Here is a 26,374-nt window from a genome sequence, read left to right on the forward strand (position 1 = left end):
TTATCCCATCGCCGGCCGATTCTTTTTTTCGGCGCTGTTTGAACTCTTGCGTATTCCCGCCCACTTCCGGAGCAGCCTCATGTCCGATCTTTCCCAAACCCCCTTCCTTGACAGCAAGGCCCGCCCCGTGCGTGCGCCGCGCGGCAGCACCCTCAGCTGCGCCAACTGGCAGATCGAAGCGGCCTACCGCATGATCCAGAACAACCTGGACCCGGAAGTCGCCGAAAACCCCGACGAACTGGTGGTCTATGGCGGCATCGGCAAGGCGGCCCGCAACTGGCCGGCCTTTGACGCCATCCTTGATTCCCTGCGCAAACTCAAGGCCGACGAAACCCTGCTGGTGCAGTCGGGAAAACCGGTCGGCGTGTTCCGCACCCACACCGGCGCGCCGCGCGTGCTGATCGCCAACTCCAACCTGGTGCCCAAGTGGGCGACCTGGGAACATTTCAATGAACTGGACCGCGCGGGCCTGATGATGTACGGCCAGATGACGGCCGGCAGCTGGATCTACATCGGCACCCAGGGCATCGTGCAAGGCACCTATGAAACCTTTGTGGAAGCGGGCCGCCAGCATTTCAATGGCGACCTCGCAGGCCGCTGGGTGCTGACCGCCGGCCTGGGCGGCATGGGCGGCGCACAGCCGCTGGCCGCTACGTTTGCCGGCGCCTGCTCGCTCAACATCGAGTGCCAGCAGTCCAGCATCGACTTCCGGCTGCGTACGCGGTATGTCGACAAGCAGGCCAAAGACCTTGATGAAGCGCTGGAGATGATCAAGCACCACACCTCGCGCAAGGAGGCCGTCTCCATCGCCCTGTGTGGCAATGCGGCCGAAATTCTTCCGGAGCTGGTCAAGCGTGCCAAGGCCGGCGGCATCCGCCCCGACATCGTGACCGACCAGACCTCGGCGCACGACATCATCAACGGCTACCTGCCCGCCGGCTGGACGGTGGCGCAATGGAAGGCTGCGCAAAAAGACCCGGCCCAGCACGCCGCACTGACAAAAGCCGCCGGTGAATCCTGCGTGGCCCACGTCAAGGCCATGCTGGCCTTCCACGAGATGGGCATCCCCACGGTGGACTACGGCAACAACCTGCGCCAGGTCGCGAAGGACTTCGGTGTGTCCAACGCCTTTGACTACCCCGGTTTTGTGCCGGCCTATATTCGCCCGCTCTTTTGCCGCGGTGTCGGCCCCTTCCGCTGGGTGGCGCTCTCGGGCGACCCGGAAGACATCAAAAAGACTGACGCGAAGATGAAAGAGCTCTTCCCGGACAACAAACACCTGCACCGCTGGCTGGACATGGCCGAAGAGCGCATCGCCTTCCAGGGCCTGCCGGCACGCATCTGCTGGATAGGTCTGGGCGAGCGCCACCTGGCGGGCCTGGCCTTTAACGAGATGGTCAAGAACGGTGAGCTCAAAGGCCCCATCGTGATCGGCCGCGACCACCTGGACAGCGGCTCCGTCGCCTCGCCCAACCGCGAAACTGAAGCCATGAAAGACGGCAGCGATGCCGTGAGCGACTGGCCGCTGCTGAACGCCCTGCTCAACACCGCCAGCGGCGCGACCTGGGTCAGCCTGCACCATGGCGGCGGCGTCGGCATGGGGTACTCGCAGCATTCAGGCGTGGTCATCGTCTGTGACGGCACGGCCGACGCAGCGGAGAAACTGGGCCGAGTGCTCTTTAACGACCCGGCCACCGGGGTGATGCGCCATGCCGATGCAGGCTACGACATCGCCAAACAAAGCGCCAAAGACAACGGGCTGAACCTGCCCATGATGGGAAGCTGAAAAGATATGTCCGATAGCACTGCCGAGATCCATCTCACCTATCTGAACCACCCCGATGTGCAGGCGCTGGCCCTGACCGACGCCGAGATCATTGCCGCCGTCGAGCAGGCCCTGCACGCACAGGGCAACAAGCAAACGACCATCGAGCCGCGCATGCACCTGGTGCCGGAAAAGGACTACCCCGGCCACTTCAATGTGCTGCGCGGCTACATCCGCCCGCTGGGCCTGGCGGGTGTGAAGGTGGTGGGCGATTTTTACAAAAACTACGAGCAGGGCCTGCCTTCGGAGCTGGCGGTCCTGAATTTGTTCGATCCCAAGAACGGCTCACCGATTGCCATCATCGACGCCTCGGACATCACCGACATGCGCACCGGCGCCATCACCGCGCTGGGCGCCAAACACCTGGCGCGCAAGAACTCGAAGATCCTGGGCCACATCGGCGCACGCGGCACCTCATACTGGAATGTGCGCCTGCTTGACTCGATCTACGACTTCGACGAGATCCGCGTGCATTCACGCCGGCCTGAAAGCCGCAACGCCTTTGCCGCCAAACTTGAAAAAGACCTGGGCAAAAAAATCATCGTGACCGAAGACTGGGAATCCTGCGTGCGCGGCGCCGACATCGTGGTCGAAGCCTCGCGACTGGAAAAGCCAACGCCCATGCTCAAGACCGAGTGGATCAAAAAAGGCGCTTGCGTGATTCCCTACGGCACCATGAGCGCGGTCGAGCTTTCGCTCACCGACATCATGGACAAGATGGTCATGGACGACTGGGGCCAGGCCAAGGCCGGGCCGCTGGGCGCTCTGCGCGCCCATGTGGATGCCGGCAAGCTGTCGGAAGCCACACTGCATGCCGAACTCGGCCAGATCGTCGCGGGCCTCAAACCCGGGCGCGAAAGCGATGACGAAACCAATTTGTTCTGGCACCGCGGCCTCTCGCTGTCGGACATCGCGCTCGGCGCCTTCATGCTGGAGAAAGCCAAGCGCATGGGCCTGGGGCAAAAGCTGCGCTTCCGCTAAGTAACCCAGCCATGGTGCACGCCTTGAATTCGCCACAAGCTGCTCAGGCGCTGATCGCCAACGCCCGCATGTACTCGGCCACTCCCTCGGTCAAGGCCGATTGGAAGGCCTTGCTGGCCTGGGTGCTGGCGCGTGCCGGTTTCCCCTGGGACCTGATCGATTACGACGCCCCCGCGCCGCTGTCGGTGCTGTGGGCGCGCAACGACCTGGGTCTGGCGATGATGTGCGGCCTGCCATTTGCCCAACGCGGCGAGCGGCCCACGCTGGTGGCCGCGCCGATTCCATCACCTGCGCGCTATGGCGGCAAACCGGTGTACTTCACCGACATCGTGGTGCGTGCCGATGCGCCCTATCGCACGCTGGAAGACACCTTTGGCGGCGTCATCGGCTACACGCTGGCCGACTCCATGTCGGGTGGCGTGGCGCTGCGCCATCACCTGGCGCCTTACCGCAAGCCGCAGGGCCCGCGCCTGTACCGCAAGGCGGTGGGCGAGTTGATCAACGCACGGGGTGTGATCACCGCACTGGCCGACGGCCGCATCGACGCCGGCCCGCTGGACAGCTACTACCACGACCTGCTGAAAGCGCACGACCCCGCCTTTGCGGCGCAGGTGCGCACCCTTGCCAGCACGGCGGCCTTGCCGATTCCACCGCTGGTGGCCACGGCGGATGTGCCCCGGGACGTGTTGACGCGTGTGCGTGCCGCGCTGCTGGCAACCGCCACCGCACCCGAGGTGGCGCCGCTGATGCAGCGCCTGCTGCTCGCAGGTTTTGCCTTTCCCGACCCCGCTACCTACCTGCCGCTGGCCGCGATGGACGGCGGGCCTGCACCTGCACTGGATGACATCTGATGAAACTCATCAAGCTGCTAACCACACGATCTGCGTTTCTGGCCTTGTTGCTGGCTGCCGCCTCATTCGGCGCCGCAGCCCAGGCGTATCCGTCCAAACCCCTGCATGTGATCGCGCCCTTTCCGCCCGGCGGGCCTGTCGATGTGTTGGGCCGCGTCTTGGCCCAAGGCCTGTCGGACGCCATGGACCAGCCCGCCATCGTAGAAAACAAAGTCGGCGCCGCCGGCAACATCGGCATTGAACAAGCCGCCAAAGCCGCACCCGACGGCTACACAATGGCCATCGTGCCGCTGGGCAATATCGCGGTCAACCCGGCCCTCTACCCCAGCCTGCCTTACAAGGCCTCAGACCTCGCGCCGGTCACCATGCTGGCCACGGTGGAAAACGTCTTGGTGGTCAACGCCGCAGTGCCGGCCCGCTCCGTCAAGGAACTCCTCGCGCTGGCCGCACAGAAGCCCGGCAGCATCAGCTTTGCGTCGCCCGGCGCCGGCAGCCAGGCGCACCTGGCCGGTGAATTGATGGGCCTCAACGGCGGCGTGCAACTGCTGCACGTGCCCTACAAAGGCATAGGCCCGGCGATCAACGATTTGCTGGGCGGCCAGGTCAGCATGATGTTTGCGCAGATGTCGTCAGTGCTGCCGCACATCAAAAGCGGCAAGCTGCGCGCACTGGGCGTGGCCAGCCTCAAGCGCTCGCCCGTCATGCCCGACACACCCACCATTGCCGAGCAGGGCCTGCCGCGCTTTGAAGCCGTGTCCTGGTATGCGCTGATGGTGCCGGCCGGCACACCGCGCGCGGTCATCGACAGACTCAATGCGGAAACCGGCAAGCTCTTCGCCACGCCCGCCCTCAAGGAAAAGCTGGCCGCGCTCGGCATGGATGCCGCGACCGGAAGGCCGGCCGACCTGGCCGCCGCCATCCAGGCCGACACCCAGCGCTGGACCGAGGTGATCCGGCAAAAGAACATCAAACCCGAATAGCACCACCATGACCCTCACTATCCAGCCCGGCCAACTCACCCTGGCACAACTGCGCGATATCCACACCCGCCAGCAGACGCTCGCCATCGACCCTGCAGCCACTGCCGGTATTCGCGCCAGCGCCGCCCTGGTGCAAAAAGCCGCGCAGGGCGGGGACGCCGTCTACGGCGTGAACACCGGCTTCGGCAAGCTGGCCAACCAGCGCATCGCGCAGGCTGATCTTGAAACGCTGCAGCTCAACCTGCTGCGCTCGCATGCCGTGGGCGTGGGCGAGCCCATGCCCGAGCGTGTGGTGCGCCTGGTGCTGCTGCTCAAGGCCGCAAGCCTGGCACGCGGCTTCTCGGGTGTGCGTGAAGTCGTCATCGACACGCTGATGGCGCTTTACAACAAGGGCCTCACGCCGGTGATCCCTTGCCAGGGCTCGGTCGGCGCGTCTGGTGACCTTGCACCGCTGGCCCATTTGTGTCTGCCGCTGATTGGCGAAGGCGAGGTCTTCTACCAGGGCACGCGCATGGCCGCAGCCGATGCGCTCAAGCAGGCTGCCATCACGCCGGTCAAGCTGTCGGCCAAGGAAGGCCTGGCGCTGATCAACGGCACACAGGTCTCGACCGCACTGGCGCTGGATGCGCTGCTCGCCACCGACCGCCTGTTTGAAGCGGCCGTGATTTCAGGCGCCGTCACGCTGGACGCCGCGCGCGGCAGCGACGGCCCGTTTGACCCGCGCATCCACGCGGTGCGGGGCCAGCCGGGGCAGATCGACTGCGCCGCCGCCTACCGCGCCATCATGGTGGGCAGTGAGATCCGCCGTTCGCACCTGGAAGGCGACGACCGCGTGCAAGACCCCTACTGCCTGCGCTGCCAGCCGCAAGTCATGGGCGCCTGCCTGGACCAGATGCGTTACGCCACACAGGTGCTGATGCGCGAAGCCAATGCCGTGACCGACAACCCACTGGTATTCGCCGATGACGAGACGCTGCTCTCCGGTGGCAACTTTCATGCAGAGCCGGTTGCGCTGGCCTGTGATGCGCTGGCTGTGGCGATTGCCGAGATCGGCGCCATCACCGAGCGCCGCATTGCCATGCTGGTCGACACCGTGGCGTCGCGCCTGCCGGCTTTCCTCACGCCCGAGCCGGGCCTGAACTCCGGCTTCATGATCGTGCACGTCACCGCCGCCGCGCTGGCCTCTGAAAACAAGTCGCTGGCCCATCCCGCCAGCGTTGACAGCCTGCCCACCTCGGCCAACCAGGAAGACCATGTGAGCATGGCCACCTTCGCGGCGCGACGGCTGCAGCCCATGCTGCGCAACACCGAATACATCGTGGCGATCGAGCTGCTGGCCGCCGCGCAGGGCATTGAATTTTTGCGCCCGCTCAAGAGCTCCGCCGTGCTGGAAGGCGTGCTGCAACTGGTGCGCCAGGCCTCGCCGGCCATGATGCATGACCGCAGCCTGGCACCCGACATGGAGAAGGTGCACCAATTGGTGGCGGGCGGGCGCATCGGCCTGGCCGGAGAAGCCCAAATCACCGAGTTAACCGCCTTGCGGCTGGCATGAAGCCTGCATACATTAGCCGTATCAATCCGCTATCTAACAGGAGCATCTTCATGAAGTCATCACTTGCCCTCTCACTGCTGGCCGCCGCGTCCGCCCTGGCCATGGGTGCCGCGAACGCACAAGAGACCAAGGTCGCCGTCGGCATCTCCGGCTGGACGGGTTTTGCCCCGCTGACCCTGGCCAAGGAAGCCGGCATCTTCAAGAAGAACGGGCTCGACGTTTCCATCAAAAAAATCCCGCAGAAAGACCGCCACCTGGCCATTGCCTCGGGCGATGTGCAATGCGCTGCCACCACGGTCGAAACCTGGGTGGTGTGGAACGCCAACGGCGTGGCCACCACGCAGATCTTCCAGCTCGACAAGAGTTATGGCGCCGACGGCATGGTGGTCAAACCCGCCATCATCAAAATCACCGACCTCAAAGGCAAGACCGTGGCCGCCAGTGCGCCCGGCACCTCGCCTTACTTTGCCCTGGCCTGGATGCTGAAGAAAAACGGCATGAGCACCAAGGACGTGAAGATCGTCAACCTCGAACCCCAAGCCGCGGCCAACGCCATGATTGCCGGCACGGATGGCGTCGATGCCGCGATGACCTATGAGCCTTACCTCGGTGCGGTGCGCGCCAAGCCGGAGGCCGGCAAGATCATTGCCACCACGCTGGACTACCCCATGGTGATGGACACCTTCGGCTGCACGCCCAAGTTTCTGGCAGAAAACCCGAAAGCCGCCAAGGCCCTGGCCGACAGCTACTTTGAAGCCGTCGAAATGATCCAGAAAGAGCCGAAGAAAAGCTTTGAAATCATGGGCGCCGACGTGAAGCAGACCGGCGACGCCTTTGAAGCCTCGTCCAAATACCTGCGCTGGCAGGATCGTGCGGCCAACCAGAAATTCTTTGCCGGCGAGCATGCCGCCTTCAGCAAAGAAGCGGCCGACCTGCTGCTTGAAGCGGGCATCATCAAATCACTGCCCGACATGACCAAGCTGGCTGACACGCGTTTTCTCAAGTAAGCACGCGAGCGCATGCGGCCACTCCAACCCGTCTCCCCCGGCGCGCGCATCGCGCTGGGTGTGAGCTTCTTTATCCTCTTTTTCGTGGTGTGGGCCATCTTCACGCTCGGCGGCTATGTCTCCAAGACATTCCTGGCCGACCCCATCACCATGGTGAAATCAGGCTACGACCTGCTGGCCAACCAGGGGTTTATCAAGGACATCGGCATGACGGTCTGGCGGGTGCTGGGCGGTTTTGCGATTGCTGCCTTGCTGGCTGTGCCGCTGGGCGTGATGATGGGCGCCTACAAGCCGGTCGAAGCGTTCTTTGAGCCTTTCGTAAGCTTTGCACGCTACCTGCCTGCCTCGGCTTTCATTCCACTGCTGATCCTCTGGGCCGGGATTGGTGAAGCACAAAAGCTTGCTGTGATTTTTATCGGCTCTTTCTTTCAACTCGTGTTGATGATCGCCGTGAGCGTGGGCAACACGCGGCGCGACCTGGTAGAGGCGGCGTACACACTGGGTGCCGCAGACCGCGGCATCGTCGTGCGCGTGCTGCTGCCCAGCGCTGCGCCTGAAATCGCTGAGACCCTGCGCATGGTGCTGGGCTGGGCCTGGACTTATGTGATCGTCGCCGAGTTGATTGGCGCATCGAGCGGAATAGGCCACATGATCACCGACAGCCAGGCGCTGCTGGCGACGGATCAGATCATCTTCGGCATCATCGTGATTGGTGTGTTCGGTCTTGTGACTGATCTCGCCTTCAAGGCGCTGAATCGCAAACTCTTCCCCTGGGCAAGACTATGACCCCCACGCTTGTCGCTTCGCGTACTGCGCTGCCCCCCCGAGGGGGCGCATTTTTCCTTGGGGCGGCCCGGCGGAAAAACGGGCCGATGACTCGATGACTCCCTCCACTCCTATCCTGACCGTCACCCAGCTGTCGAAAACCTTCGCCGCCAACAAGGGGCCGGGCACTGTCGCGCTGCAAGCCACCGACTTGAGCGTCGCAGAAAACGACTTCATCACCATTCTTGGTCCCTCAGGCTGCGGCAAGTCCACCCTGCTGCGCATGGTGGCCGGGCTGGACACACCCACCAGCGGCACCATCGTGCTGGACGGAAAACCCATCACCGGCCCGGGCGCCGACCGGGGCATGGTGTTCCAGAGCTACACGCTTTTCCCCTGGCTCACCATCCTGCAAAACGTCTGCTTTGGCCTGCGCGAAAAAGGCATGGCGCTGGACGCTCAACGCGACATCGCGCACCAGTTCATCAAGAAGGTCGGCTTGCAGGGTTTTGAAAACCATTTTCCCAAACAGCTCTCCGGCGGTATGCAACAACGCACAGCGCTGGCACGGGCGCTCGCCAATGACCCGCGCATTTTGTTAATGGACGAGCCCTTCGGAGCGCTCGACCATCAAACGCGGGAGCTGATGCAGGAGCTGCTGCAGGGCATCTGGGAAGCCGAGCAGAAGACCGTGCTCTTTGTGACGCACGATATTGATGAAGCCATCTTTATGGGCAACCGCGTGGTGGTGATGAGCGCGCGGCCGGGCCGCATCAAATGCGACATCCCGGTGCCGCTGGCGCATCCGCGCCACTACTCCGTCAAGACAACGCCGGTGTTCACGGAGCTCAAGGCGCGACTCACTGAGGAGATTCGCATTGAGGTGCACAAGGCGGCGGGCCTGCAAGCCCCGGCCGCTTAAAGTCCGAGCCGCAGCACCATCACCGATGCCAGGACCAGCGAGGCAATAAAGACCGTCTCACCGACCAGCATGGCCACGGGCTGCCAGCCCAGTTTCATCAGGTCTTCAAAACTGGTCTTGATGCCGGCGGCCGCAATCGCCGTGACCAGCAGCCAGCGCGAAGCGTCGCTGGCGGCCTGCACCACGGCGGGCGTAAAAGCGCCAATGGTGGCCAGCAGCACCAGTACGATAAAGGCCAGCAGGAAACCGGGCACCAGCGGCACTTCTTCGTCGACTGTTTTGGCGTCCGGGTGATTGCGGTAGCTGACGGCGATCAGCAGCACGATGGGCATGAGCAACATCACGCGGAAAAGCTTGACCACGGTGGCCGTGTCGCCCACCTCGGGGCCCAGCATCATGCCGGCCGCCACCACTTGTGCCACATCGTGAATCGTGCCGCCCAGGAAGATGCCGCCCTGCGCGGGTTCCAGGCCGATGAGCTTGAGGGCGAAGGGATAAAGAATCATGCTGAGGGTGGACAGCACCGTGACGCCGACCACGGCCAGCAAGGTGAAGCGCTCGTTCTCTTTGGTTTGCGGCAACACGGATGAAATGGCCAGCGCGGCGGACGCACCGCAAATGGCCACCGCGCCGCCCGACAGCACGCCCTCTTCGCGCGGGCGCTTGAGCCACTTCGCCAGCAGCAGGCCAAACACAATGGTGAGCGCCACCGCCACCACGATCACCAGCGCCGTCTCGACGCCGAGCTTGGCGACCTGCGTCAGCGTGATGCGCGCACCCAGCAGGGCCACGCCCACGCGCAGCAGCACACGGCCGCAAAAGTCCACGCCGGGCTTGACCTTGGGGTTGCTGTTGAGGAAGTGAAACGCCAGGCCGATCAGCAAGGCGTACAGCAGCTGGGGCCCGCCGTAGTGCTCTGACAGAAAAGTCGCCGCCAGGGCGATGACCACGCACACCATGGCGCCGGGCACGCTGGCTTTCAAAACGGAAACTGAGGGGAGAAAAGACACTGCGGATCAGTACCAGAAAGGACACCGGCGGCGGGGCCTCCGGAGGGGTTTGTTTTTATGCGGAAAACAGGTATCGCCGAGTGATTTTCCGTCTTGCACACGCTATTTCCATATGCTACTATTATTAGGTTGTATATACAAGTTGAGGTGCTAATAACACCAGGATGGCGTGCTTTTCAGGCACGGGATGTGCATGCAACGGGCCAGAAGATTCGTCGTTTTAAATTCATCCGGAGATTCCCATGAAGATCAGCAAACTTTTGGCCCTGTCCGCGTTCGCGCTGGCCACTTTCGCACCGCTCACCTCGCACGCCCAGCAGGCCGTGCGCGTCGGCTCCAAAAATTTCACCGAACAATTTGTGCTGGCCGAAATCTATGCCCAGGCGCTCGAAGCCGCCGGGATCAAGACCGAGAAGAAGCTCAACCTGGGCGGCACGCTGATCGCCCAGAAGGCGATGGAAGAAAAGCAGATCGACTTCTACCCCGAGTACACCGGCACCATGCTGCTGGCCGTGCTCAAGCAGGAGCCCATGACCGACGCCAAGGCCGTGTACGACAAGGTCAGGGAAGGCTACGCCAGGATGGGCTTTGTGGTGCTCAACCAGTCCAACCTGAACAACGGTTATGTGATGGTGGTGCGCGCCGATACCGCGCAAAAGCTCAAGCTTGAAACCCTGTCGGACCTGGCCAAGGTCGCCAAGGACCTGAAGGTCGGCGCCGGCCCCGAATTCCGTGACCGCAAGGACGGCCTGCCGGGCCTCAAAGCCAAGTACGACATGGTCTTCGGCGAAGACCTGCAGATGGCCATCGGCCTGCGCTACCAGGCCCTGCGCAACGACCAGATCCAGGTCGTCAACGGTTACTCCACCGACGGCATGATCAGTGCGCTCAAACTCAAGCGCCTGCGCGACGACAAGAGCCTGTGGCCGCCGTACTTCGTCGTGCCCGTGATCCGCAAGGAAGTGCTGGACGCCAACCCCAAAGTCGGTGAAGTGCTCAACCGCGTGAGCGCCCTGCTGGACGAAACCACCATGGCTCAAATGAACTACCAGGTCGACGGCGACAAGCTCGAGCCCAAGGACGTGGCACGCGACTTCCTCAAGGCCAAAGGCCTGGTCAAGTAAACAAACCCTTCCTCTTTTCCCCTCTTTCTGTTTCGCCTCATCACCGTGAAAGCTGGCACGCCATGACACTCGTGGTCGGGGAGCAATGGTTGGGCATCAACGACCTGGTGCGCGTGGCGCGGGCCGGCGAGCCTGTCTCGCTGGCGCCCGCCGCACGTGAGCGCGTCACCGCCGCGCGTGCGCTGGTGATGCAACTGGCCACCTCGGGCCAGCCGATCTACGGCCTCAATTCCGCGCTGGGCGCCAACACCGGCGCCGTGCTGGCCGAAGGCGACCTGGAAGCCTACCAGCGCCGCGCCGTGCGCGCCCGGGCCGTGGCGGTGGGCCCGGCTTATGACAAAGCCTCTGTGCGCGCGATGCAGTTCGCACGCATCGCGGGGCTTTCGCGCGGCGGCTCGGGCATCTCGCCCGCTGTGCTCGACGCCTGCATCAATCTGCTGAACTTCCAGGTGCACCCTGTCGTGCCGCGCTTCGGCTCCATCGGTGTCGCCGACCTGCCCCAGCTCTCCCACCTGGCTTTGCCGCTGTTTGGCGAAGGTCAGGCCGAGGTGCGCGGTGAAGTGTTAAGCGGCGCCGCTGCACTCGAACGCGCAGGGCTTGAGCCCGTCACGCTGGGTGCCAAAGACGGACTGGCATTGATCAGCGCCAACGCCGCCACCACGGCGCGCGCCGCCCTCGTGCTGCATGACGTGAATGTGGCGCTCGATGCCTGGCTGGCCGCAGTGGCGCTGGGTTATGAAGGCTTCAGGGCCAACCTCTCGCCGCTGCACCCCGGTGCAGTGGCTGCCCGCCCTGCGGCAGGCCAGGTTGAGGTCGCACGTCAATTGCGTGAACTGCTCAAGGGCAGCGCCCTGCTGGAACCAGGCGCCGCCCGCCGCGTGCAGGACCCGGTGTCGACACGCGTCGTGCCCCAGGTGCACGGCGCCGCCCGCGACATGGTGGACACCGCCTGCGCGCAGGTCGAGATTGAACTCAACAGCGCGGCCGACAGCCCGCTGGTGCTGGCCGAAGAAGGGCTGATGCTGTCCAACGGCAACTTCCATGTGCCGGCTTTGGCGCTGGCGCTGGACGCCTCGGCGATTGCACTGGCGCAGGCGGCCAGCATGTCGGTCGCGCGTAGCCAGCGCTTCATGTCGCCGGCGCTGACCGGCCTGCCGCTGCAGCTCACGCGCCACGGTCCGGCCCATTCGGGTTTTGCCACGGTGCAAAAAACCCTGACCGCGCTCTGGGCCGAGGTGCGTTTACGCGCCAATCCTGGCTCGCTCGACTACATGCCGGTGTCTGAAGCACTCGAAGACCATGCCTGCATGGCGCTGGGTGTGGCCGAAAAACTCGGTGAACTGGTGGAGCGGGTGCGCTACCTGATCGCCATCGAGTTGCTGGTGTCAGCGCAGGCGGTGGATTTGCGCGAGTTGGACATCGCCCGCATGGGCGAAGGCACGCGCCGCACCTTTGCGCAGGTCCGCAAGCTGGTGCCCATGCTGGACGAAGACCGCCCGCTGGGCCCGGACATCGACCGCATCCAGAACGCCATCGCGGCGGGTGTTTTCAAGCTTGATGCCGGAGGCGCTGCATGACCTGGTTCCTGCGCAACTGGCCCGACGTGCTGCGCTCGCTGTGGGAGCACATCGCCATCTCATTGACCGCGCTGGTGATTGCCTTTGCGATCTCGCTGGTGATCGGTATTTTTGCGGCACGGCGTGAAAAGCTGTACGGCACGGTCATGACCATCTCGGGATTTTTGTACACAATCCCGACACTGGCCTTTCTCGCCTTTTTGATTCCCGTGGTCGGCCTGGGCCGCACCAACGCCATCATCACCATGGTGGCGTTTTCACTGATGATTTTGATCCGCAGCGTGGCCACCGGCATCCGCGAAGTGCCGGCCGACATCATCGATGCGGCGCGCGGCATGGGCATGAACAAGGCGCAGATCATGCGCCGCATCGAGCTGCCGCTGGCCCTTCCGCTGATCGTGGCCGGCCTGCGCGTTTCGGCCGTCACCGTGATCAGCGTGACGGTGGTAGCCGCGTATGTGAATGCCGGCGGGCTGGGCACACTGATCTTCAACGGCATCGCCAGCGACCACCCGGCCAAGATCTGGACCGGTGCGCTCACCGTCTGCCTGCTGTCCGTCGTCGTCGACCTGGGCCTGGCCCTGCTGGAGCGGCGCCTGAAAAACCGGCGCGCCGCCTGAACCCCAAGAGGCCCTGATGCTTGCCGATGCCTGGAACTATGTCCTGACGCACCCTGCGCAGTTTTACCGCGCACTGGGTGTGCACGTGGCGCTGTCGGCCTCGGCGCTGCTGATCGCCGCGTTGATCTGCATACCCGCGGGCATTGCCGTCGCGCGCAAGAACGGCCTGTCGCTGGCCGTGGTGAATGTCGCCAACGTCGGGCGCACCCTTCCCTCGCTGGCCGTGCTGGCGCTGGTGATGCCGATACTGGGCACCGGTTTTACCCCCGCGCTCTTTGCCCTCACGCTGATCGCGCTGCCGCCCATCGTGACGCACACCATTGTCGGCATGCGCGGCGTGGATGCCGACGCGGTGGACGCCGCCATCGGCATGGGCATGACGCGCGCCGCGCTGCTGTGGCAGGTCGAGCTGCCCATGGCCATGCCGGTCATCTTTGCGGGCCTGCGCACGGCGGCGGTGCAGATTATCTCGGGTGCCGTGCTGGCCGCCTTTATCGGCGGCGGCGGGCTGGGCGACTTCATCACCGCGGGCATCGCCATGATGGCCGTGCCCCAGCTGCTGGTGGGCGCCATCCCGGTCGCGCTGCTGGCGCTGGGCACTGATTTTCTTTTTGGCGCGCTGCAGCGCCGCATGACTCCGCAAGGGCTTCGCGCATGATCACTCTCGACCGCCTCACCAAGTCCTTCGGCGGCAGCGCCCAGTCCGCCGTCGACGGGCTGTCGCTCACCATCAACACGGGCGAGATCTGCGTGCTGATCGGCCCCTCGGGCTGCGGCAAGACCACCACCATGCGGATGATCAACCGCATGGTCGAGCCCGACTCGGGTCGCATCGAGGTGGGCGGGCGCGACGTCACCAAGATTGACGCGGTGGAACTGCGCCGCTCCATCGGCTACGTGATCCAGCAGGTGGGCTTGTTCCCGCACATGACGATCGGCGAGAACGTGGCCACCGTGCCCAAGATGCTGGGCTGGGATTCAGCCCGCATCGCCAAACGCGTGGATGAGCTGCTGGCGCTGGTGCACATGGACCCTTCGATTTACCGCGACCGCTTTCCGCGTGAGCTGTCGGGCGGACAGAAGCAGCGCATTGGCGTGGCGCGCGCGCTGGCGGCCGACCCGCCCGTGATGCTGATGGACGAGCCCTTCGGCGCCATCGACCCCATCACGCGCGCACGCCTGCAAGACGAGTTTTTGCGCATCCTGCGCGAGCTGGGCAAAACGATTGTGTTTGTCACGCACGACATCGACGAAGCCATTCGCATGGGCTCGCGCATCGCGATCTTGCGCAGCGGCAAGGTCGTTCAGTACGACACGCCCGAGCGCATCCTGTCGCATCCGGCCGATGCGTTTGTGGAAGCTTTTGTGGGCGGCGACCGCTCACTGAAACGGCTGGCCCTGCTGACGGCCGGGCCGTATGTGGAAAGCGGCACGCCTGCTGCCAATGCGCCGCGCCTGCCGGCGACGACCCCATTGCGCGATGCGCTGTCGGCCATGCTGGATGCCGGCGCCAATGAGGCCGTGATTGTGGATGCGGGTGGCGCCGTGCTGGGCCGCGTCACGCTGCAGACGATTCAGCAGGCTGCAGCGGTCGCGCGCTCGTCCTGAGCTCCTTCTCCGTTCGCCCTGAGGTATCGAAGGGCTGGTGCGGCGCAAGGCTTCGATACGCCTTCAGGCGTACCCTGTCCTGAGCCGGTCGAAGGGTCAGCCCGAACGGGGGATGAGAGATAAAGCTTGAGCGGCGCCCCTCACCGGCGCAGGCGCAGGGCACTGCAGATTCCAGCCAGCGCCGCAAACCCCGCCGCAATCCACAAGGCCACCAGCGAACCCTGTCCATGGTGCGGATCGGCCACCGCAAAAATCATTGCCAGCAACACCGCGCCCAGCGTCTGACCTGTGAGGCGCGCCGTACCCAGCATGCCGCTGGCGCCGCCGCTGCGGTGGGCAGGCGCGGAGGTGATGATGGTGTGGTTGTTGGGTGACTGAAAGAGCCCGTAGCCGATGCCGCACAGCGCCATGCGCCACACAATATCCAACTGCCCTGGCTGCGCGGGCAAGAGGGCCAGCAGCACCAGCCCCAGGCAAAGCATCGCCATGCCGATGCCGCCCAACAGGCCGCCTGAATAACGGCCTATGAGCCGGCCCACCAGCGGCGACGTGACCACAATCGCCAGCGGCCAGGCTGTCAGCAGCAAGCCCGCCTCGAGGTGGCTGAAACCGTAGCTACCGAGCAGCAAAAACGGCAGGCAGATATAGGCCAGCGTTTGCGCGCAGAAGGCGCCAATCGAGGTGCCCATGGACAGCGCAAACACGGGAATGCGCAGCAAATCGAGCGGGAAAAGCGGCACGGGCATGGCCAGCTGGCGGCGCACGTAAATGACGCCAATGACGATGCCGGCGGCCAGTTCGGCCAGTGGCAACCACAGCGACGACGACGCTGCATCGCCCGGCACGGCTTCAACACGCACGCCCAGGCCGTCGACGCCCAGGAACACCAGGCCGAACATCAGCGCGTTGAGCACCACATCGACCGGCGAGAGTTTGAGGCCCTCGGCCCTGGCGGTGTTTTCAGGCAGCGTCTTGCGGCCCCACCACAGCGACATCAAACCGAAGGGCACGTTGAGCGCAAACAGCCACGGCCAGGAGCCGACCGACAGGATGCCGGCGGCAATCGACGGCCCTGCGACCGAGGCGACGGCCACCACCAGCGAGTTGATGGCGATACCACGGCCGAGCAGGTGTTTGGGGTAGATGAGCCGCACCAGCGCCGTATTGACGCTCATCAGGCCGGCCGCGCCCAGGCCTTGCAGCACACGGGCCAGCGCCAGCGTGGTCAATGAATCGGCCAGCGCGCAGAGCAATGAAGCCAGCGTGAACACCGCCATGCCGGCCAGGTAGACGCGCCGGTAGCCGATGATGTCGCCCAGCGTGGCCAGCGGCAGCAAGAGCGCCAGCGTGGCGACCTGGTAGGCGTTGATGACCCAGATGGACTGGGCGGGCGTGGCGTTCAGTTCCCGGGTGATGTCGGGCAGCGCCAGGTTGACGATGGTACCGTCAAGCACCGCCATGACGATGCCGAGGATGATGACCAGCAGCGCCCGCAAGCGCTCGGGCGCGGGCAAACCATCCTGAACAAGCATTGAGACCTTTGGTTGGGGCCGCGGCCAGGTGAGCCCCTGCCGCGTGGATTCTGATTTTAAGAGCGCCGCGCCCCACAGCGCCCGGGCCGGCGCCTTGCCCGAGCGGCATCCTTGGGCAAGCGGACGGACCAGGCCGGCGAAGGCGCCTGCCGCGTCACAGCGGCGCGGCGCGGCGACAGCGTTGCGCGCTGCGGCGCGCGTCCGTATCAGGCTTATAAGGAAGTAATAGCCTCAGCCCTTATAGAATATGGACTTATAGCTCCTGAATTGATAGCAGAAGAAGATAGCCGGACGTTTTTTTGTGTTCTTGCACCGAAGGCCGGCTCAATGCCGCTGGACAGGTGCATGTTCTGGAAAGGCTGTTCCGGCTGTTCAGGCACCTGGCATCTGGCGGTTGGGCCTGCCGAAAAGGGTTTCGAAAATGGCGTAGCGCTGACGTGACTGCGGCGCCTGCAGATCGTTGGGATCATGCAGGCGCCGCAGGCGGCAGCTTCTTGCCGCTTACTTCATGCCGAACTTGGTCTTGGCGTCGTTCTGGCAAGTGTCCTTGGCAGCGCCGGTGAGGGCGTCGCAACGCTCCTTGGCGGCCTTGTACTCGGCTTCACGCTTCTCTGCGTTGGCGTCTTTCTTGACTTCGGCTTTTTCGGCCTTGTCCTTGGCGGGATCAGCCGCGGTCTTGGCGACCTTGGCATCTTCCTTGGCCTTGACGTGGGCAGCCTTGGCGTCCTTCACACAGACGTCCTTGTCGTTGCCCTTCAGGTCGTCGCACTTCTCCTTGGCGACGTCATAGGCAGCGTCGCCTTTGGCCAGTGCCACCTTTTCGGTGTTGCGGGCGCTGGGCTTGTATTGCGACTCCAGCTCGGCCTTGGCGACCTTTTCAGCGCCCTTGGCTTCGGCCATACAAATGTCTTTGGCGTTGTCTTTCAACGTGCCGCATTTGTCCTTGCCGGCTTTGTAGTCGGCCGAAATACGGTCGCCCTGGGCTTTGTATTCTTCCTTGGTCAGGGCCATGGCCTGGCCGGCAAAAGCGCAAGACATGACGGCGGTCAGCATCAGGAGTTTGGTTTTCATGGATTTTCCTTTGGGTGAGTTGAAGTTGGAGTGGTTATGGATTTGGTTTGCGTTGGCTTGCGTGGTGCAAAGCCTCAATAGCGCTCGAAGAAGTCGGTCGGGTTGCGATCCTTCCAGGCTGCAACCTGTTTCTCGGCTTCTTCCTGGCTGAGGCCGTGGCGCTCCTGGATGCGGCCCAGCAGCTGGTCGCGCTTGCCGGCAATGACGTCGAGGTCGTCGTCGGTGAGCTTGCCCCACTGCTCTTTGACCTTGCCTTTGAATTGAAGCCAATTACCTTCTATGCGGTCCTGGTTCATGGTGTCCTCCTGAACGTCAGTTGATGAAGTTGATGAATCGCCCGTGGCACTTGACGTGGGCTCTCGGGCGGCATGGGTTAAACCATACGTTCGATATTTCCTGCACACCGTAGGCCCCTGTATTTGATGGGCGTAGGCACATGCTTACAGCCTTGGTGCGCTAGCGGACAGAGGCGGACAGGCGTAAAAACGACGGCAATCTGTAACGGAATTCCTGCAAGCGGATCCAACTAGTTGCATAGCTAATTAATTCCTGATACGATGGCTTCCATGTTTGACCACTGCCTTTATTTCAATACCACCGCCCTGGCCCGCCTGGTCGACAAAGAGTGGACGCTGGCCTTCAAGCCGTTTGGTGTGACGCCGTCGCAAGGCTTCATGCTGCGCCTGGTATTGAAGCAACCGGGCATGCCGCAGCACGAGATCGCCGACGAGCTGACGATCTCGCGACCGACCGCCACACGGCTGCTGGACGGCCTGCAGGCGCTGGGCCTGGTCGAGCGCCGCAGCCTTGAAAGCGACGGCCGGCACTGGGCCGTCTTCCCGACGGCTGAAGCCGAAGCCATGCACACCGCCATCAACAAAGCCAGCGGCGACGTCACGCGCCGAATCCAGCAACAAATCGGAAAGGAGAACTTCGATGAGACCGTAGCCCGCGTCAGGAGCGTGTCTTCCGCCCTGAAATGAACCACTTTTCATTTGTCCTTTTTTTTACCCATATAGTTGCATAGCTAACTATATTTTTCAATATCACCTGTCATTCACTGGAGAAACTTCATGCCTATCCTCAACGTCAAAGTCAGCCAACCCGCCAGCGCCGAGCTGACCCACAACATCGCCGAAACCCTGCTGGAGCTGACCACGCGCATCCTGCGCAAAAAGCGCGAACTCACCGCGATCGCGATCGACTTCGTGCCGCCCGAGCACTGGATCGTGGGCGGCAGCACGCTGGCCAGCCAGGGCAAGAACAGCTTTTATTTCGACATCAAGGTAGTGGACGGCACCAACACCAAAGACGAGAAAGCGCAGTACGTAGCCGAGGCCTTTGCCGCCTTCAGCAAGCTGCTGGGCAATGTGCACGAAGAAAGTTATATCTATGTGCACGACGTGCGCGCCGAGGCCTACGGCTTTGGCGGCCTGACGCAGGAATACCGCTACATCAAGGCCAAGGCCTGAGAACCGGACAGCTCGTTGCGCTTACTTCGACCGCAGCGTGCGGCTGAGCAGCGCGACGGGCAGCAGGCCCACCAGCACCAGCGCCAGCGCAGGCAAGGCGGCCTCCCCGAGGCGCTCGTCGCGCGCGAGCTGGTAGGTGATGACGGCCAGGGTGTCGCTGTTGAAGGGCCGCAGCACCAGCGTGGCGGGCAGCTCTTTCATCACATCGACAAACACCAGAAGGCCCGCCGCTGCCACCGAACGCTTGAGCAGCGGCCAGTGCACGCGGCTCAAGATGCCAAAGCCGGGGGTGCCCAGCATGCGCGCGCTGTCGTCAAAGCTGGCGGGGATGCGCGAGTAGCCGCTTTGCAGGCTTTGCAAGGCCACGGCGCTGAAGCGGACCAGGTAGGCCCAGACCACGCCAAGGATGGTGGCCGTGACCCAGTAGCCCGCGCTGGTCTGCGGCGCTGCGGCCTGCAGCCAGCCCACGGGCAGCAAAAGGCCGACCACGATCACCGCGCCGGGCACGGCGTAACCCAGGCCGGCCAGTTGCACGGCCGCGCGGGTCAGCAGGCCAGGCTGGCGGCGCACCGCAAAGGCCAGGCCCACAGCCAGTGCGGTGGCCAGCAGCGCGCTCAAGCCCGCCAGACCGATGCTGTTGAGTGTCCAGCCGATGAATTTATCCCACAGCAGGTTGTCCCAGTCCAGCACCAGCGGGCGCAGCATGAAAAGCACCGGCAGCACAAAACCCAGCGCAATCGGCACAGCGCACACCCCCCAAGCCGACACGGCGCGCCAGCCGCGCAGTTGCACGGGGGCGGCATCTTGCGCGCCGGCACGGGCGCCACGGCCGGTGGCAAAGCGCATGCGCTTTTGCGCGCTGTGCTCTATCCACAACAGCAGCGCGACGAAAAACAGCAGCACGGTGGCCAGCTGCGCGGCGGCGATGCGGTTGTCCATCGACAGCCACGCCTTGTAGATGCCGGCGGTGAAGGTCTGGATGCCGAAGTAGCTGGAAACCCCGAAGTCGGCCAGCGTTTCCATCAAGGCCAGCGCCACACCGGCCGCCACAGCCGGCCGGGCCAGCGGCAACGCTACGCCGCGGATGCGGCGCGACAGCGGCGCGCCCAGCAGGCGTGCGGCTTCCATCAAATGCACGGCGCGTTCTGACAAAGCCGTGCGCGCCAGCAAATACACATACGGGTAGAGCGCGACCGTAAAGACCAGCACCGCGCCGCCCAGGCTGCGCACTTCGGGCAGCAGCCGGCCCTGCAGGCCGAAGCTGGCGCGCAGCCAGGTTTGCAGCGGGCCGGCGTATTGCAGGAAGTCGGTGTACGCGTAGGCCAGCACATAAGCCGGCATGGCCAGCGGCAGCAGCAAGGCCCACTCAAACACCCGGCGCCCCGGAAAGTCGAACAAGGTGACCATGCTGGCGGTGGCCATGCCCACCACGGCCACGCCAAAGGCCACGCACAGACAAAGCAGCAGCGACGTCCGGGTGTAGTCGGGCAGCACGGTTTGCAGCATCTGCAGCAGGATGGATTGCGCCTCGCTGTTGAACTGCAGCCAGGACAAGGCCACGGCCAGCACCGGCAGCGTCAGCAGCCCGACCAGCAAAAAAAGCACAACAGGAGGGAAATATCGGCGAAACATGGGGCCCCGGAAAGCCTGGGAACAGGTTCTTAACAAAAGGCCTCTCGCGGGAAGGAGCCCTGCCCCCGCCTGCGTTCGCCATGGTCTTGCAGTCAGTCACTGCAAATGAGAATTGTAAGCATCTACAATCATTTGCATGTTTCTGGATATCTCCCAGCTGGGCGTGCACTACGCCGGCCGCACCAAGCCCGCCGTGGACGGCGTGTCGTTCAGCCTCCAGGCGGGGGAAATCGGGGTCCTGATCGGGCCGTCGGGCTGCGGCAAAACCACCTTGTTGCGTGCGGTTGCCGGCCTGGAACGCGCCAACGGCGGCAGCATCAGGCTGGCGCAGGACGTCGTGAGCAGCGCCGCCCTGCATGTGCCCGCCGAATCACGCCGCATCGGCATGGTGTTTCAGGACTACGCGCTGTTTCCGCACCTTGATGCAGCGCACAACGTTGCTTTCGGCCTTACCCATCTGCCGCCCGTTCAGCGCGACCAGCGCGTCGGCGAAGTGCTGGAACTGGTCGGCCTGGGCAATGTCCACAAGCGCTTTCCGCATGAGCTTTCAGGCGGCCAGCAACAACGTGTGGCGCTGGCGCGCGCGCTGGCGCCGCAGCCGCGATTGCTGCTGCTGGACGAGCCCTTTTCAAACCTGGACGTAGACCTGCGCGAGCGGCTGGCGCATGAAGTGCGCGGCATCCTGAAGGCAGCCGGCGCGACGGCGCTGTTTGTCACGCACGACCAGCTGGAGGCCTTTGCCATCGGCGACCGCATCGGCGTGATGCACCAGGGCCGGCTGCACCAATGGGACGAGGCCTACGCGCTCTATCACCGCCCCGCCACGCGTTTTGTGGCCGACTTCATCGGCCATGGCGTGTTTATGCCCGCGCATATCGAGCAGCATGGCGCCGATGTGGTGGTGCACACCGCGCTGGGTGACCTGACCGACATGCTTGAATGCCCCCTGCCGGGCGCGTATGCCGGCGGCCTGTGCGATGTGCTGCTGCGCGCCGATGACATCGTGCATGACGACAACGCACCGGTCAAAGCGCAAATCGTGCGCAAGGCGTTCCGCGGCTCGGAGTTTTTGTACACCCTCAAGCTGAAGACGGGCGAGACGGTGATGGCGCACGTGCCTTCGCACCACAACCACGCGCTGGGCGAATGGATAGGGATTCGCGCCGAGGTCGACCATGTGGTGACTTTTCCGCGTGAAGCCGGCGCGGCAGAAGCTACGGCGCCGGCCTGAGCTTTCAGCGGCTTGAGCCCTGCGTCTGCCTCAGGCGCTCAATGTCTTCCCGCAGGGTTCCTGCCCACGCCCGCCGTGTCTGGCCTTGCGGCGCCTGCGCCTCACCAAAGGTGACAACCGCCTTGAGCGGCGGCGCCGTCAGGGTGCGCCAGATCGAACCGACCAGCGTCTCATCGTCCACATAGCTGGGCGCAAAACTGGTCTCACCGCTGGCGGCGTCAATAAACTTCAACGCCACCGGCTGCACCGGCACTGACGCCTCGATGGCGGCCTGGATGAGGTTGGCGTGAAAGTGTTTGAGGGTGATGCCATCACCCGTGGTGCCTTCGGGAAACACGGCCAGGATGTCGCCCGCGCGCAGGCTGTCCGCCATTTGCGTGACGACGCGATGGGCGTCGCGCCGCGACTCGCGCTCGATATACAGCGTGCCGGCGCCGTCGGCCAGCGTTCGCACAAAAGGCCAGCTCCTCACGTCGGCCTTGGAGACAAAACGGCAATGGCGCGCCGCATGCATCACCAGGATGTCGAGCCACGAAATATGGTTGGCCACCAGCAGCACCGGGCCGGCGACGGGGCGCGTGCCCCTGACCACCAGCTCAATGCCGACGATGCGCAGCATGGCCTCGGCCCACACCTGCACGCGCGCCTCCTGCTCGGCCTGCGGCAGCTTGGGGAACAGCGTCCTGATGGTCCAGAAGCCCTGCACGGCGTGCACGACCGCACGCAGCAAGGTCCAGCAAAAACGAAGCCACCTCATGGGAGAACGGACACGTCAGTGCGAAGCTTCAGGGGCTTCATAGGCAAGTTGCCCGCCCACGATGGTCCAGCGCACGCGGGCCGGCATCTGGTGGCCGGAGAACGGCGTGTGCTTGCCCTGGCTGCGCAAGGCGGCGGGCTCGACCGTCCACTCACCGGCCGGGTCAAACACGCAGATATCGGCCACACCGCCCTTGACGAGCTGGCCCGCGCTGGCTTGCAAGGTTCCGAGCGCGTTACCCAGCACCCGAGCTGGTTCGCTGGTGAGCACGGCCAGCGCACGCTGCAAACCGGCTTCACTGTCAGCGCCCCATTTGCAGGCCAGGCCCAGCAGCAACTCAAGCCCCGTGGCGCCTGGCTCAGCCTCGGCAAAAGGCAAGGTCTTGGCGTCTTCGTCGACAGGCGTATGGTCTGAGACCAAGGCGTCGATGGTGCCGTCGGCCAGGCCCTGGCGGATGGCGTCGCGGTCGCGCTGCTGGCGCAGCGGCGGGTCCAGCCGCATGCGGCTGTCGAAGTAGCCGATGTCAACGTCGGTCAGGTGCAGGCTGTTGATGCTGACATCGCAGGTCACGGCCAGGCCCTCGGCCTTGGCCTTGGCGACCAGCGCCACGCCCGCGGCGCTGCTGATGCGGCACAGGTGCACGCGCGCGCCCGTGGCCCGCACCAGTTCGAAGATGGTGTGCAGTGCGATGGTTTCGGCGGCGACGGAGACGCCGCTCAAACCCAGGCGTGTGGCCAGCGCGCCGCTGGCGGCGACGCCGCTGCCCAGGTACATCTCTTGCGGGCGCAGCCAGACGGTGTAGCCGAAGGTGGAGGCGTATTGCAGGGCGCGCATCATGACCTGCGTATTGGCCAGCGGCACCTCAGCCTGGCTGAAGCCCACGCAACCCGATTCCGTCAATTCAACCATCTCGGTCAGCGTCTCGCCCTTGAGCGCACGTGTGAGTGCCCCCAGCGGGAACACACGCGACTGGTGCAGCTTTTCAGCGCGGAACTTGAGCATCTCGACCAGGCCGGGCTCGTCGAGCACCGGGTCGGTGTCGGGCGGGCAGACCAGGCTGGTCACGCCGCCGGCAACAGCTGCTGCGAGTTCGCTTTCGAGCATGCCCTCATGTTCATGGCCGGGCTCCCGCAGGCGGGCGGACAAGTCGATCAGGCCAGGCGCGACGATGCAGCCGGTGGCATCCATCGTTTTGTTGGGTGCGAAATCGGCGGGGGTACTTTTGAGCGAGACGATGCGGCCCGCGGCAATCGCCACATCACAGACTTCGTCGAATTTGGAGGCGGGGTCAATGACGCGGCCGTTTTTGATGAGTATCTTCATGCTTCGTTTCCTGCAACTATGCTCATGACCGCCATGCGGACCGCGATGCCGAAAGTCACTTGCGGCAGGATCACGCTCTGCGTGCCGTCGACCACGGCGGAGTCAATTTCAACCCCGCGGTTGATGGGCCCGGGGTGCATGACGATGGCGTCGGGTTTGGCCAGTTGCAGCTTTTCTGTGGTGAGGCCGAAGCTCTTGAAGAACTCCTGGCTGCTGGGCAGCAGCGCGCCGGACATGCGTTCGTTCTGCAGCCTGAGCATGATGATCACGTCGGCGCCCTTGATGCCTTCTTCGAGCGTGTTGCAGACGCGCACGCCCATCTGCGCCATGTCGGCGGGCACCAGCGTCTTGGGGCCGACCACGCGCACTTCGGGGCAGCCCAGCGTGGTGAGCGCATGGATGTCGGAGCGCGCCACGCGGGAGTGCAGCACGTCGCCGACGATGGCAACAGTGAGTTTGCTGAAGTCTTTCTTGTAGTGCCGGATGGTGTACATGTCGAGCAGTCCTTGCGTGGGATGCGCATGGCGGCCGTCGCCGGCGTTGATGACATGCACGTGGGGCGCGACGTGTTGGGCGATCAGGTAGGGCGCGCCCGATTCGCTGTGGCGCACGACGAAGAGGTCGGCGGCCATGGCGCTCAGGTTGGCGATGGTGTCGAGCAGCGACTCGCCCTTGGAGGCAGACGAGCGCGCGATGTCCAGGTTGATGACATCGGCCGAGAGCCGCGTGGCGGCGATCTCGAAGGTGGTGCGGGTGCGGGTGGAGTTTTCAAAGAAGAGGTTGAAGACGCTCTTGCCGCGCAGCAGCGGGACTTTTTTGACTTCGCGGTTGTTGACGCTGACGAAGTTGGCGGCGGTGTCGAGGATCTGCGTCAGCGTGGCCTTGGGCAGGCCTTCAATCGACAGCAGGTGGATCAGCTCGCCGTTTTTGTTGAGTTGCGGATTTCGTCGGTACAGCATGTGATGGACTCCTTGGGGTCTCTTGGTTTTTTGATGTGGCCTGAAGCTGCACTCAGCCCTGGACCTGGAAGCTGAACTTGCCGTCTTCCGCACGGGCCAACTCAAGCGATTGGGAGGCGGGCAAGGCCACGCGCGCCACGGCCAGGTCGGGCTGCACGGGCAGCTCGCGCCCGCCCCGGTCGACCAGCACGACCAGCTTGACGCTGGCGGGCCGGCCGTAGTCGAACAGTTCGTTGAGCACCGCGCGGATGGTGCGCCCCGTGTAGAGCACGTCGTCGACCACCACCAGGTGCGCGCCGTTCACGTCAAAGGGCAGAAGGGTCTGGCCGCTGGAGGAAAGGCCGCGCTGGGAGAAATCGTCGCGGTGCATGGAGGACGACAGCACGCCGGCCTCGCCCTCCAGGCCCAGGTCTTTTTGCAGGCGCTGCGCCAGCCAGGCGCCGCCAGAGGCCACACCGACCAGCCTGGGCGGCAGGGGATACGACGCCAGTTGCTGGCGCATGCCGCGCAGCAGGTCGCTGTACAGCGCCTCGGCGTCCAGGGTCAGACTGCTCATGATGGGAAACTCCTTAAAAACTGCTCGAGGATGATGCAGGCCGAAGCCGCGTCGGCGTCGGCTGCGCCGCCGGCGAGGGCCTCGGTGGTGCTGTAGCGCTCGTCCACCTCAAAGACCTGGAGGCCGAAGCGACTGCGAAGCTGGCGGGCGAACTTCTGCGCCCGGGCGGTATTGTCGTGGCTGGCGCCGTCGGGGTGAAAGGGAACGCCGACGACGAGCGCGTCAGGCTGCCACTCCTTGATGCGCGCCTCGACGGCTTTGAGCCGGGCGTCGCTACCTTCGGCGGCGATGGTGGGCTGGGGGGTGGCGGTGCGGGTGAGCACGTTGCCGGTGGCAACGCCGGTGCGCTTGAGACCGAAGTCAAAAGCAAGAAAGGTGTGGAGGGCGGCGGCCCGAGGAGATGGCATGGCCGTGAGGCTCATGCGTGGCCGGCCTCGGGCGAGAGCATCCAGCTTTGCAGGCCCAGCAGCATGAGGGCCTTGTCATAGCGTTGCTCGACCGGCGTGTCGAAGATCACGCCCAGGTCGGCGGCGACGGTGAGCCAGCTGTTGTCGGAGATTTCGGATTCCAGCTGGCCCTCGCCCCAGGCGGAGTAACCGAGCGAGACAAACACCTTGCGCGGGCCGGCGCCGGTCGACAGCGCTTCAAGCACGTCTTTGGAGGTCGTCATCTCCAGCCCACCGGGGATCGTCATGGTCGAGGCATAAACGGATTCGTTGCCGGGCATCATGGATTCGTGGAGCACAAAACCCCGCTCTGTCTGCACCGGGCCGCCCTGGAACACCGGCGCCTGGGTCAGGTCGTCGCGGCGCAGTGGCAGCTCGACCTTGTCGAACAGATTTTTGAGGTTGATATCGCTTGGCTTGTTGATGATCAGGCCCAGGGCGCCCCTGTCACTGTGTTCGCACATATAGACCACACTTTTGGCAAAAGCTTCGTCGTCCATCCCGGGCATGGCGATGAGGAAGTGATGCGTGAGGTTGATCGATGCGGAATCCGTGGCCATGCGGGGATTTTAC

Annotated in this window: 27 protein-coding genes; 16 read left to right on the forward strand and 11 right to left on the reverse strand. The window is 64.2% G+C overall.

Annotation, left to right across the window (positions count from 1 at the left end; translation table 11 throughout):
• The first annotated feature begins 79 nt into the window (after positions 1–79).
• From hutU to DT070_RS02455, 8 genes are all read left to right on the forward strand, one after another.
• Positions 80–1,786 (forward strand): urocanate hydratase, encoded by a 1,707-nt coding sequence (gene hutU, locus DT070_RS02420; protein ID WP_122953974.1) that lies wholly within the window; start codon positions 80–82, stop codon positions 1,784–1,786.
• A 6-nt stretch (positions 1,787–1,792) separates the two neighbouring features.
• Positions 1,793–2,806, forward strand: coding sequence for an ornithine cyclodeaminase family protein (locus tag DT070_RS02425; RefSeq protein WP_122953975.1), 1,014 nt, complete (start codon positions 1,793–1,795; stop codon positions 2,804–2,806).
• A 14-nt stretch (positions 2,807–2,820) separates the two neighbouring features.
• Positions 2,821–3,657, forward strand: a complete 837-nt coding sequence (locus DT070_RS02430; RefSeq protein WP_228778655.1) for a phosphate/phosphite/phosphonate ABC transporter substrate-binding protein — start codon at positions 2,821–2,823, stop codon at positions 3,655–3,657.
• A complete protein-coding gene (locus DT070_RS02435; protein WP_228778594.1) occupies positions 3,657–4,637 on the forward strand; it encodes a tripartite tricarboxylate transporter substrate binding protein in 981 nt (326 codons plus the stop codon). The genes DT070_RS02430 and DT070_RS02435 overlap by 1 nt, the downstream gene beginning before the upstream one ends.
• Before the next feature lie 7 nt (positions 4,638–4,644).
• The gene (gene hutH, locus DT070_RS02440; RefSeq protein WP_122953977.1) at positions 4,645–6,189 is read left to right on the forward strand and encodes a histidine ammonia-lyase; all 1,545 of its coding nucleotides are present in this window, start codon (positions 4,645–4,647) and stop codon (positions 6,187–6,189) included.
• A 50-nt stretch (positions 6,190–6,239) separates the two neighbouring features.
• Positions 6,240–7,196 (forward strand): ABC transporter substrate-binding protein, encoded by a 957-nt coding sequence (locus DT070_RS02445; protein WP_122953978.1) that lies wholly within the window; start codon positions 6,240–6,242, stop codon positions 7,194–7,196.
• A gap of 12 nt (positions 7,197–7,208) precedes the next feature.
• Complete coding sequence (locus tag DT070_RS02450) at positions 7,209–7,982, forward strand: ABC transporter permease (RefSeq protein ID WP_122953979.1); 774 nt, start codon at positions 7,209–7,211, stop codon at positions 7,980–7,982.
• Positions 7,983–8,076: 94 nt separating this feature from the next.
• Complete coding sequence (locus tag DT070_RS02455; protein WP_122953980.1) at positions 8,077–8,883, forward strand: ABC transporter ATP-binding protein; 807 nt, start codon at positions 8,077–8,079, stop codon at positions 8,881–8,883.
• On the opposite strand, the gene DT070_RS02460 is transcribed toward DT070_RS02455, so the two are convergent.
• Complete coding sequence (locus tag DT070_RS02460; protein ID WP_122957210.1) at positions 8,880–9,842, reverse strand: YeiH family protein; 963 nt, start codon at positions 9,840–9,842, stop codon at positions 8,880–8,882. The two genes, DT070_RS02455 and DT070_RS02460, sit on opposite strands and share 4 nt — an antisense overlap.
• Before the next feature lie 293 nt (positions 9,843–10,135).
• Between DT070_RS02460 and DT070_RS02465 the strand changes: the two genes are divergently transcribed.
• The 5 genes from DT070_RS02465 to DT070_RS02485 all read left to right on the forward strand — a co-directional run bounded on the left by DT070_RS02465 (position 10,136) and on the right by DT070_RS02485 (position 14,822).
• Positions 10,136–11,017 (forward strand): glycine betaine ABC transporter substrate-binding protein, encoded by an 882-nt coding sequence (locus tag DT070_RS02465; RefSeq protein ID WP_122953981.1) that lies wholly within the window; start codon positions 10,136–10,138, stop codon positions 11,015–11,017.
• Positions 11,018–11,079: 62 nt separating this feature from the next.
• Complete coding sequence (gene hutH, locus DT070_RS02470; protein ID WP_122953982.1) at positions 11,080–12,594, forward strand: histidine ammonia-lyase; 1,515 nt, start codon at positions 11,080–11,082, stop codon at positions 12,592–12,594.
• Positions 12,591–13,214, forward strand: coding sequence for an ABC transporter permease (locus DT070_RS02475; RefSeq protein WP_122953983.1), 624 nt, complete (start codon positions 12,591–12,593; stop codon positions 13,212–13,214). The genes hutH (DT070_RS02470) and DT070_RS02475 overlap by 4 nt, the downstream gene beginning before the upstream one ends.
• Positions 13,215–13,230: 16 nt before the next feature.
• A complete protein-coding gene (locus DT070_RS02480; protein ID WP_122953984.1) occupies positions 13,231–13,872 on the forward strand; it encodes an ABC transporter permease in 642 nt (213 codons plus the stop codon).
• On the forward strand, positions 13,869–14,822 hold the full coding sequence (locus DT070_RS02485; protein ID WP_122953985.1) for an ABC transporter ATP-binding protein: 954 nt from the start codon (positions 13,869–13,871) through the stop codon (positions 14,820–14,822). Before DT070_RS02480 ends, DT070_RS02485 begins: the two co-directional genes overlap by 4 nt.
• A 140-nt stretch (positions 14,823–14,962) precedes the next feature.
• Here the strand turns inward: DT070_RS02485 and DT070_RS02490 are convergent, their stop codons facing one another.
• The 3 genes from DT070_RS02490 to DT070_RS02500 form a co-directional block, all read right to left on the reverse strand.
• Positions 14,963–16,354 carry an MFS transporter gene (locus tag DT070_RS02490; RefSeq protein ID WP_122953986.1) on the reverse strand — a complete coding sequence of 464 codons (1,392 nt, stop codon included), beginning with the start codon at positions 16,352–16,354 and terminating at the stop codon, positions 14,963–14,965.
• 501 nt (positions 16,355–16,855) lie between these two features.
• Positions 16,856–17,425, reverse strand: a complete 570-nt coding sequence (locus tag DT070_RS02495; protein WP_122953987.1) for a hypothetical protein — start codon at positions 17,423–17,425, stop codon at positions 16,856–16,858.
• Positions 17,426–17,499: 74 nt separating this feature from the next.
• Positions 17,500–17,721 (reverse strand): CsbD family protein, encoded by a 222-nt coding sequence (locus DT070_RS02500; RefSeq protein WP_122953988.1) that lies wholly within the window; start codon positions 17,719–17,721, stop codon positions 17,500–17,502.
• A 270-nt stretch (positions 17,722–17,991) separates the two neighbouring features.
• On the opposite strand from DT070_RS02500, the gene DT070_RS02505 reads away from it, so the two are divergent.
• Positions 17,992–18,408, forward strand: coding sequence for a MarR family winged helix-turn-helix transcriptional regulator (locus DT070_RS02505; protein WP_122957211.1), 417 nt, complete (start codon positions 17,992–17,994; stop codon positions 18,406–18,408).
• A gap of 90 nt (positions 18,409–18,498) precedes the next feature.
• Positions 18,499–18,897 (forward strand): 4-oxalocrotonate tautomerase family protein, encoded by a 399-nt coding sequence (locus DT070_RS02510; protein ID WP_122953989.1) that lies wholly within the window; start codon positions 18,499–18,501, stop codon positions 18,895–18,897.
• Positions 18,898–18,918: 21 nt separating this feature from the next.
• Here DT070_RS02510 and DT070_RS02515 read toward each other — a convergent pair whose 3' ends face one another.
• A complete protein-coding gene (locus DT070_RS02515) occupies positions 18,919–20,529 on the reverse strand; it encodes an iron ABC transporter permease (protein WP_122953990.1) in 1,611 nt (536 codons plus the stop codon).
• Positions 20,530–20,665: 136 nt separating this feature from the next.
• On the opposite strand from DT070_RS02515, the gene DT070_RS02520 reads away from it, so the two are divergent.
• Complete coding sequence (locus DT070_RS02520) at positions 20,666–21,760, forward strand: ABC transporter ATP-binding protein (protein WP_122953991.1); 1,095 nt, start codon at positions 20,666–20,668, stop codon at positions 21,758–21,760.
• 4 nt (positions 21,761–21,764) lie between these two features.
• On the opposite strand, the gene DT070_RS02525 is transcribed toward DT070_RS02520, so the two are convergent.
• From DT070_RS02525 to DT070_RS02550, 6 genes are read right to left on the reverse strand one after another with little or no spacing between them, the layout of a single operon-like run.
• Entirely contained in the window at positions 21,765–22,517 is a 753-nt protein-coding gene (locus tag DT070_RS02525; RefSeq protein WP_122953992.1) for a 1-acyl-sn-glycerol-3-phosphate acyltransferase, read from the reverse strand.
• Positions 22,518–22,532: 15 nt separating this feature from the next.
• Positions 22,533–23,840, reverse strand: coding sequence for a dihydroorotase (locus DT070_RS02530; protein ID WP_122953993.1), 1,308 nt, complete (start codon positions 23,838–23,840; stop codon positions 22,533–22,535).
• Positions 23,837–24,799 carry an aspartate carbamoyltransferase catalytic subunit gene (locus DT070_RS02535; protein WP_092131839.1) on the reverse strand — a complete coding sequence of 321 codons (963 nt, stop codon included), beginning with the start codon at positions 24,797–24,799 and terminating at the stop codon, positions 23,837–23,839. The genes DT070_RS02530 and DT070_RS02535 overlap by 4 nt, the downstream gene beginning before the upstream one ends.
• 52 nt (positions 24,800–24,851) lie before the next feature.
• Complete coding sequence (pyrR, locus tag DT070_RS02540) at positions 24,852–25,355, reverse strand: bifunctional pyr operon transcriptional regulator/uracil phosphoribosyltransferase PyrR (protein ID WP_122953994.1); 504 nt, start codon at positions 25,353–25,355, stop codon at positions 24,852–24,854.
• Positions 25,352–25,777 (reverse strand): Holliday junction resolvase RuvX, encoded by a 426-nt coding sequence (gene ruvX, locus DT070_RS02545; RefSeq protein ID WP_122953995.1) that lies wholly within the window; start codon positions 25,775–25,777, stop codon positions 25,352–25,354. The genes pyrR and ruvX overlap by 4 nt, the downstream gene beginning before the upstream one ends.
• Positions 25,774–26,361 carry a YqgE/AlgH family protein gene (locus DT070_RS02550; protein WP_122953996.1) on the reverse strand — a complete coding sequence of 196 codons (588 nt, stop codon included), beginning with the start codon at positions 26,359–26,361 and terminating at the stop codon, positions 25,774–25,776. The genes ruvX and DT070_RS02550 overlap by 4 nt, the downstream gene beginning before the upstream one ends.
• Between the last annotated feature and the right edge of the window lie 13 nt (positions 26,362–26,374).

The sequence above is a fragment of the Polaromonas sp. SP1 genome (genome assembly GCF_003711205.1).
Lineage (GTDB): Bacteria > Pseudomonadota > Gammaproteobacteria > Burkholderiales > Burkholderiaceae_C > Polaromonas.

Bases quoted from the DNA above. Each gene is read 5' to 3' on its own strand.
- hutU (WP_122953974.1), top strand. From the start codon at position 80: ATGTCCGATCTTTCCCAAACCCCCTTCCTTGACAGCAAGGCCCGCCCC.
- DT070_RS02425 (WP_122953975.1), top strand. From the start codon at position 1,793: ATGTCCGATAGCACTGCCGAGATCCATCTCACCTATCTGAACCACCCC.
- DT070_RS02435 (WP_228778594.1), top strand. From the start codon at position 3,657: ATGAAACTCATCAAGCTGCTAACCACACGATCTGCGTTTCTGGCCTTG.
- hutH (WP_122953977.1), top strand. From the start codon at position 4,645: ATGACCCTCACTATCCAGCCCGGCCAACTCACCCTGGCACAACTGCGC.
- DT070_RS02445 (WP_122953978.1), top strand. From the start codon at position 6,240: ATGAAGTCATCACTTGCCCTCTCACTGCTGGCCGCCGCGTCCGCCCTG.
- DT070_RS02450 (WP_122953979.1), top strand. From the start codon at position 7,209: ATGCGGCCACTCCAACCCGTCTCCCCCGGCGCGCGCATCGCGCTGGGT.
- DT070_RS02455 (WP_122953980.1), top strand. From the start codon at position 8,077: ATGACTCCCTCCACTCCTATCCTGACCGTCACCCAGCTGTCGAAAACC.
- DT070_RS02460 (WP_122957210.1), bottom strand. From the start codon at position 9,842: ATGGTGTGCGTGGTCATCGCCCTGGCGGCGACTTTTCTGTCAGAGCAC.
- DT070_RS02465 (WP_122953981.1), top strand. From the start codon at position 10,136: ATGAAGATCAGCAAACTTTTGGCCCTGTCCGCGTTCGCGCTGGCCACT.
- hutH (WP_122953982.1), top strand. From the start codon at position 11,080: ATGACACTCGTGGTCGGGGAGCAATGGTTGGGCATCAACGACCTGGTG.
- DT070_RS02475 (WP_122953983.1), top strand. From the start codon at position 12,591: ATGACCTGGTTCCTGCGCAACTGGCCCGACGTGCTGCGCTCGCTGTGG.
- DT070_RS02480 (WP_122953984.1), top strand. From the start codon at position 13,231: ATGCTTGCCGATGCCTGGAACTATGTCCTGACGCACCCTGCGCAGTTT.
- DT070_RS02485 (WP_122953985.1), top strand. From the start codon at position 13,869: ATGATCACTCTCGACCGCCTCACCAAGTCCTTCGGCGGCAGCGCCCAG.
- DT070_RS02490 (WP_122953986.1), bottom strand. From the start codon at position 16,354: ATGCTTGTTCAGGATGGTTTGCCCGCGCCCGAGCGCTTGCGGGCGCTG.
- DT070_RS02495 (WP_122953987.1), bottom strand. From the start codon at position 17,425: ATGAAAACCAAACTCCTGATGCTGACCGCCGTCATGTCTTGCGCTTTT.
- DT070_RS02500 (WP_122953988.1), bottom strand. From the start codon at position 17,721: ATGAACCAGGACCGCATAGAAGGTAATTGGCTTCAATTCAAAGGCAAG.
- DT070_RS02505 (WP_122957211.1), top strand. From the start codon at position 17,992: ATGTTTGACCACTGCCTTTATTTCAATACCACCGCCCTGGCCCGCCTG.
- DT070_RS02510 (WP_122953989.1), top strand. From the start codon at position 18,499: ATGCCTATCCTCAACGTCAAAGTCAGCCAACCCGCCAGCGCCGAGCTG.
- DT070_RS02515 (WP_122953990.1), bottom strand. From the start codon at position 20,529: ATGTTTCGCCGATATTTCCCTCCTGTTGTGCTTTTTTTGCTGGTCGGG.
- DT070_RS02520 (WP_122953991.1), top strand. From the start codon at position 20,666: ATGTTTCTGGATATCTCCCAGCTGGGCGTGCACTACGCCGGCCGCACC.
- DT070_RS02525 (WP_122953992.1), bottom strand. From the start codon at position 22,517: ATGAGGTGGCTTCGTTTTTGCTGGACCTTGCTGCGTGCGGTCGTGCAC.
- DT070_RS02530 (WP_122953993.1), bottom strand. From the start codon at position 23,840: ATGAAGATACTCATCAAAAACGGCCGCGTCATTGACCCCGCCTCCAAA.
- DT070_RS02535 (WP_092131839.1), bottom strand. From the start codon at position 24,799: ATGCTGTACCGACGAAATCCGCAACTCAACAAAAACGGCGAGCTGATC.
- pyrR (WP_122953994.1), bottom strand. From the start codon at position 25,355: ATGAGCAGTCTGACCCTGGACGCCGAGGCGCTGTACAGCGACCTGCTG.
- ruvX (WP_122953995.1), bottom strand. From the start codon at position 25,777: ATGAGCCTCACGGCCATGCCATCTCCTCGGGCCGCCGCCCTCCACACC.
- DT070_RS02550 (WP_122953996.1), bottom strand. From the start codon at position 26,361: ATGGCCACGGATTCCGCATCGATCAACCTCACGCATCACTTCCTCATC.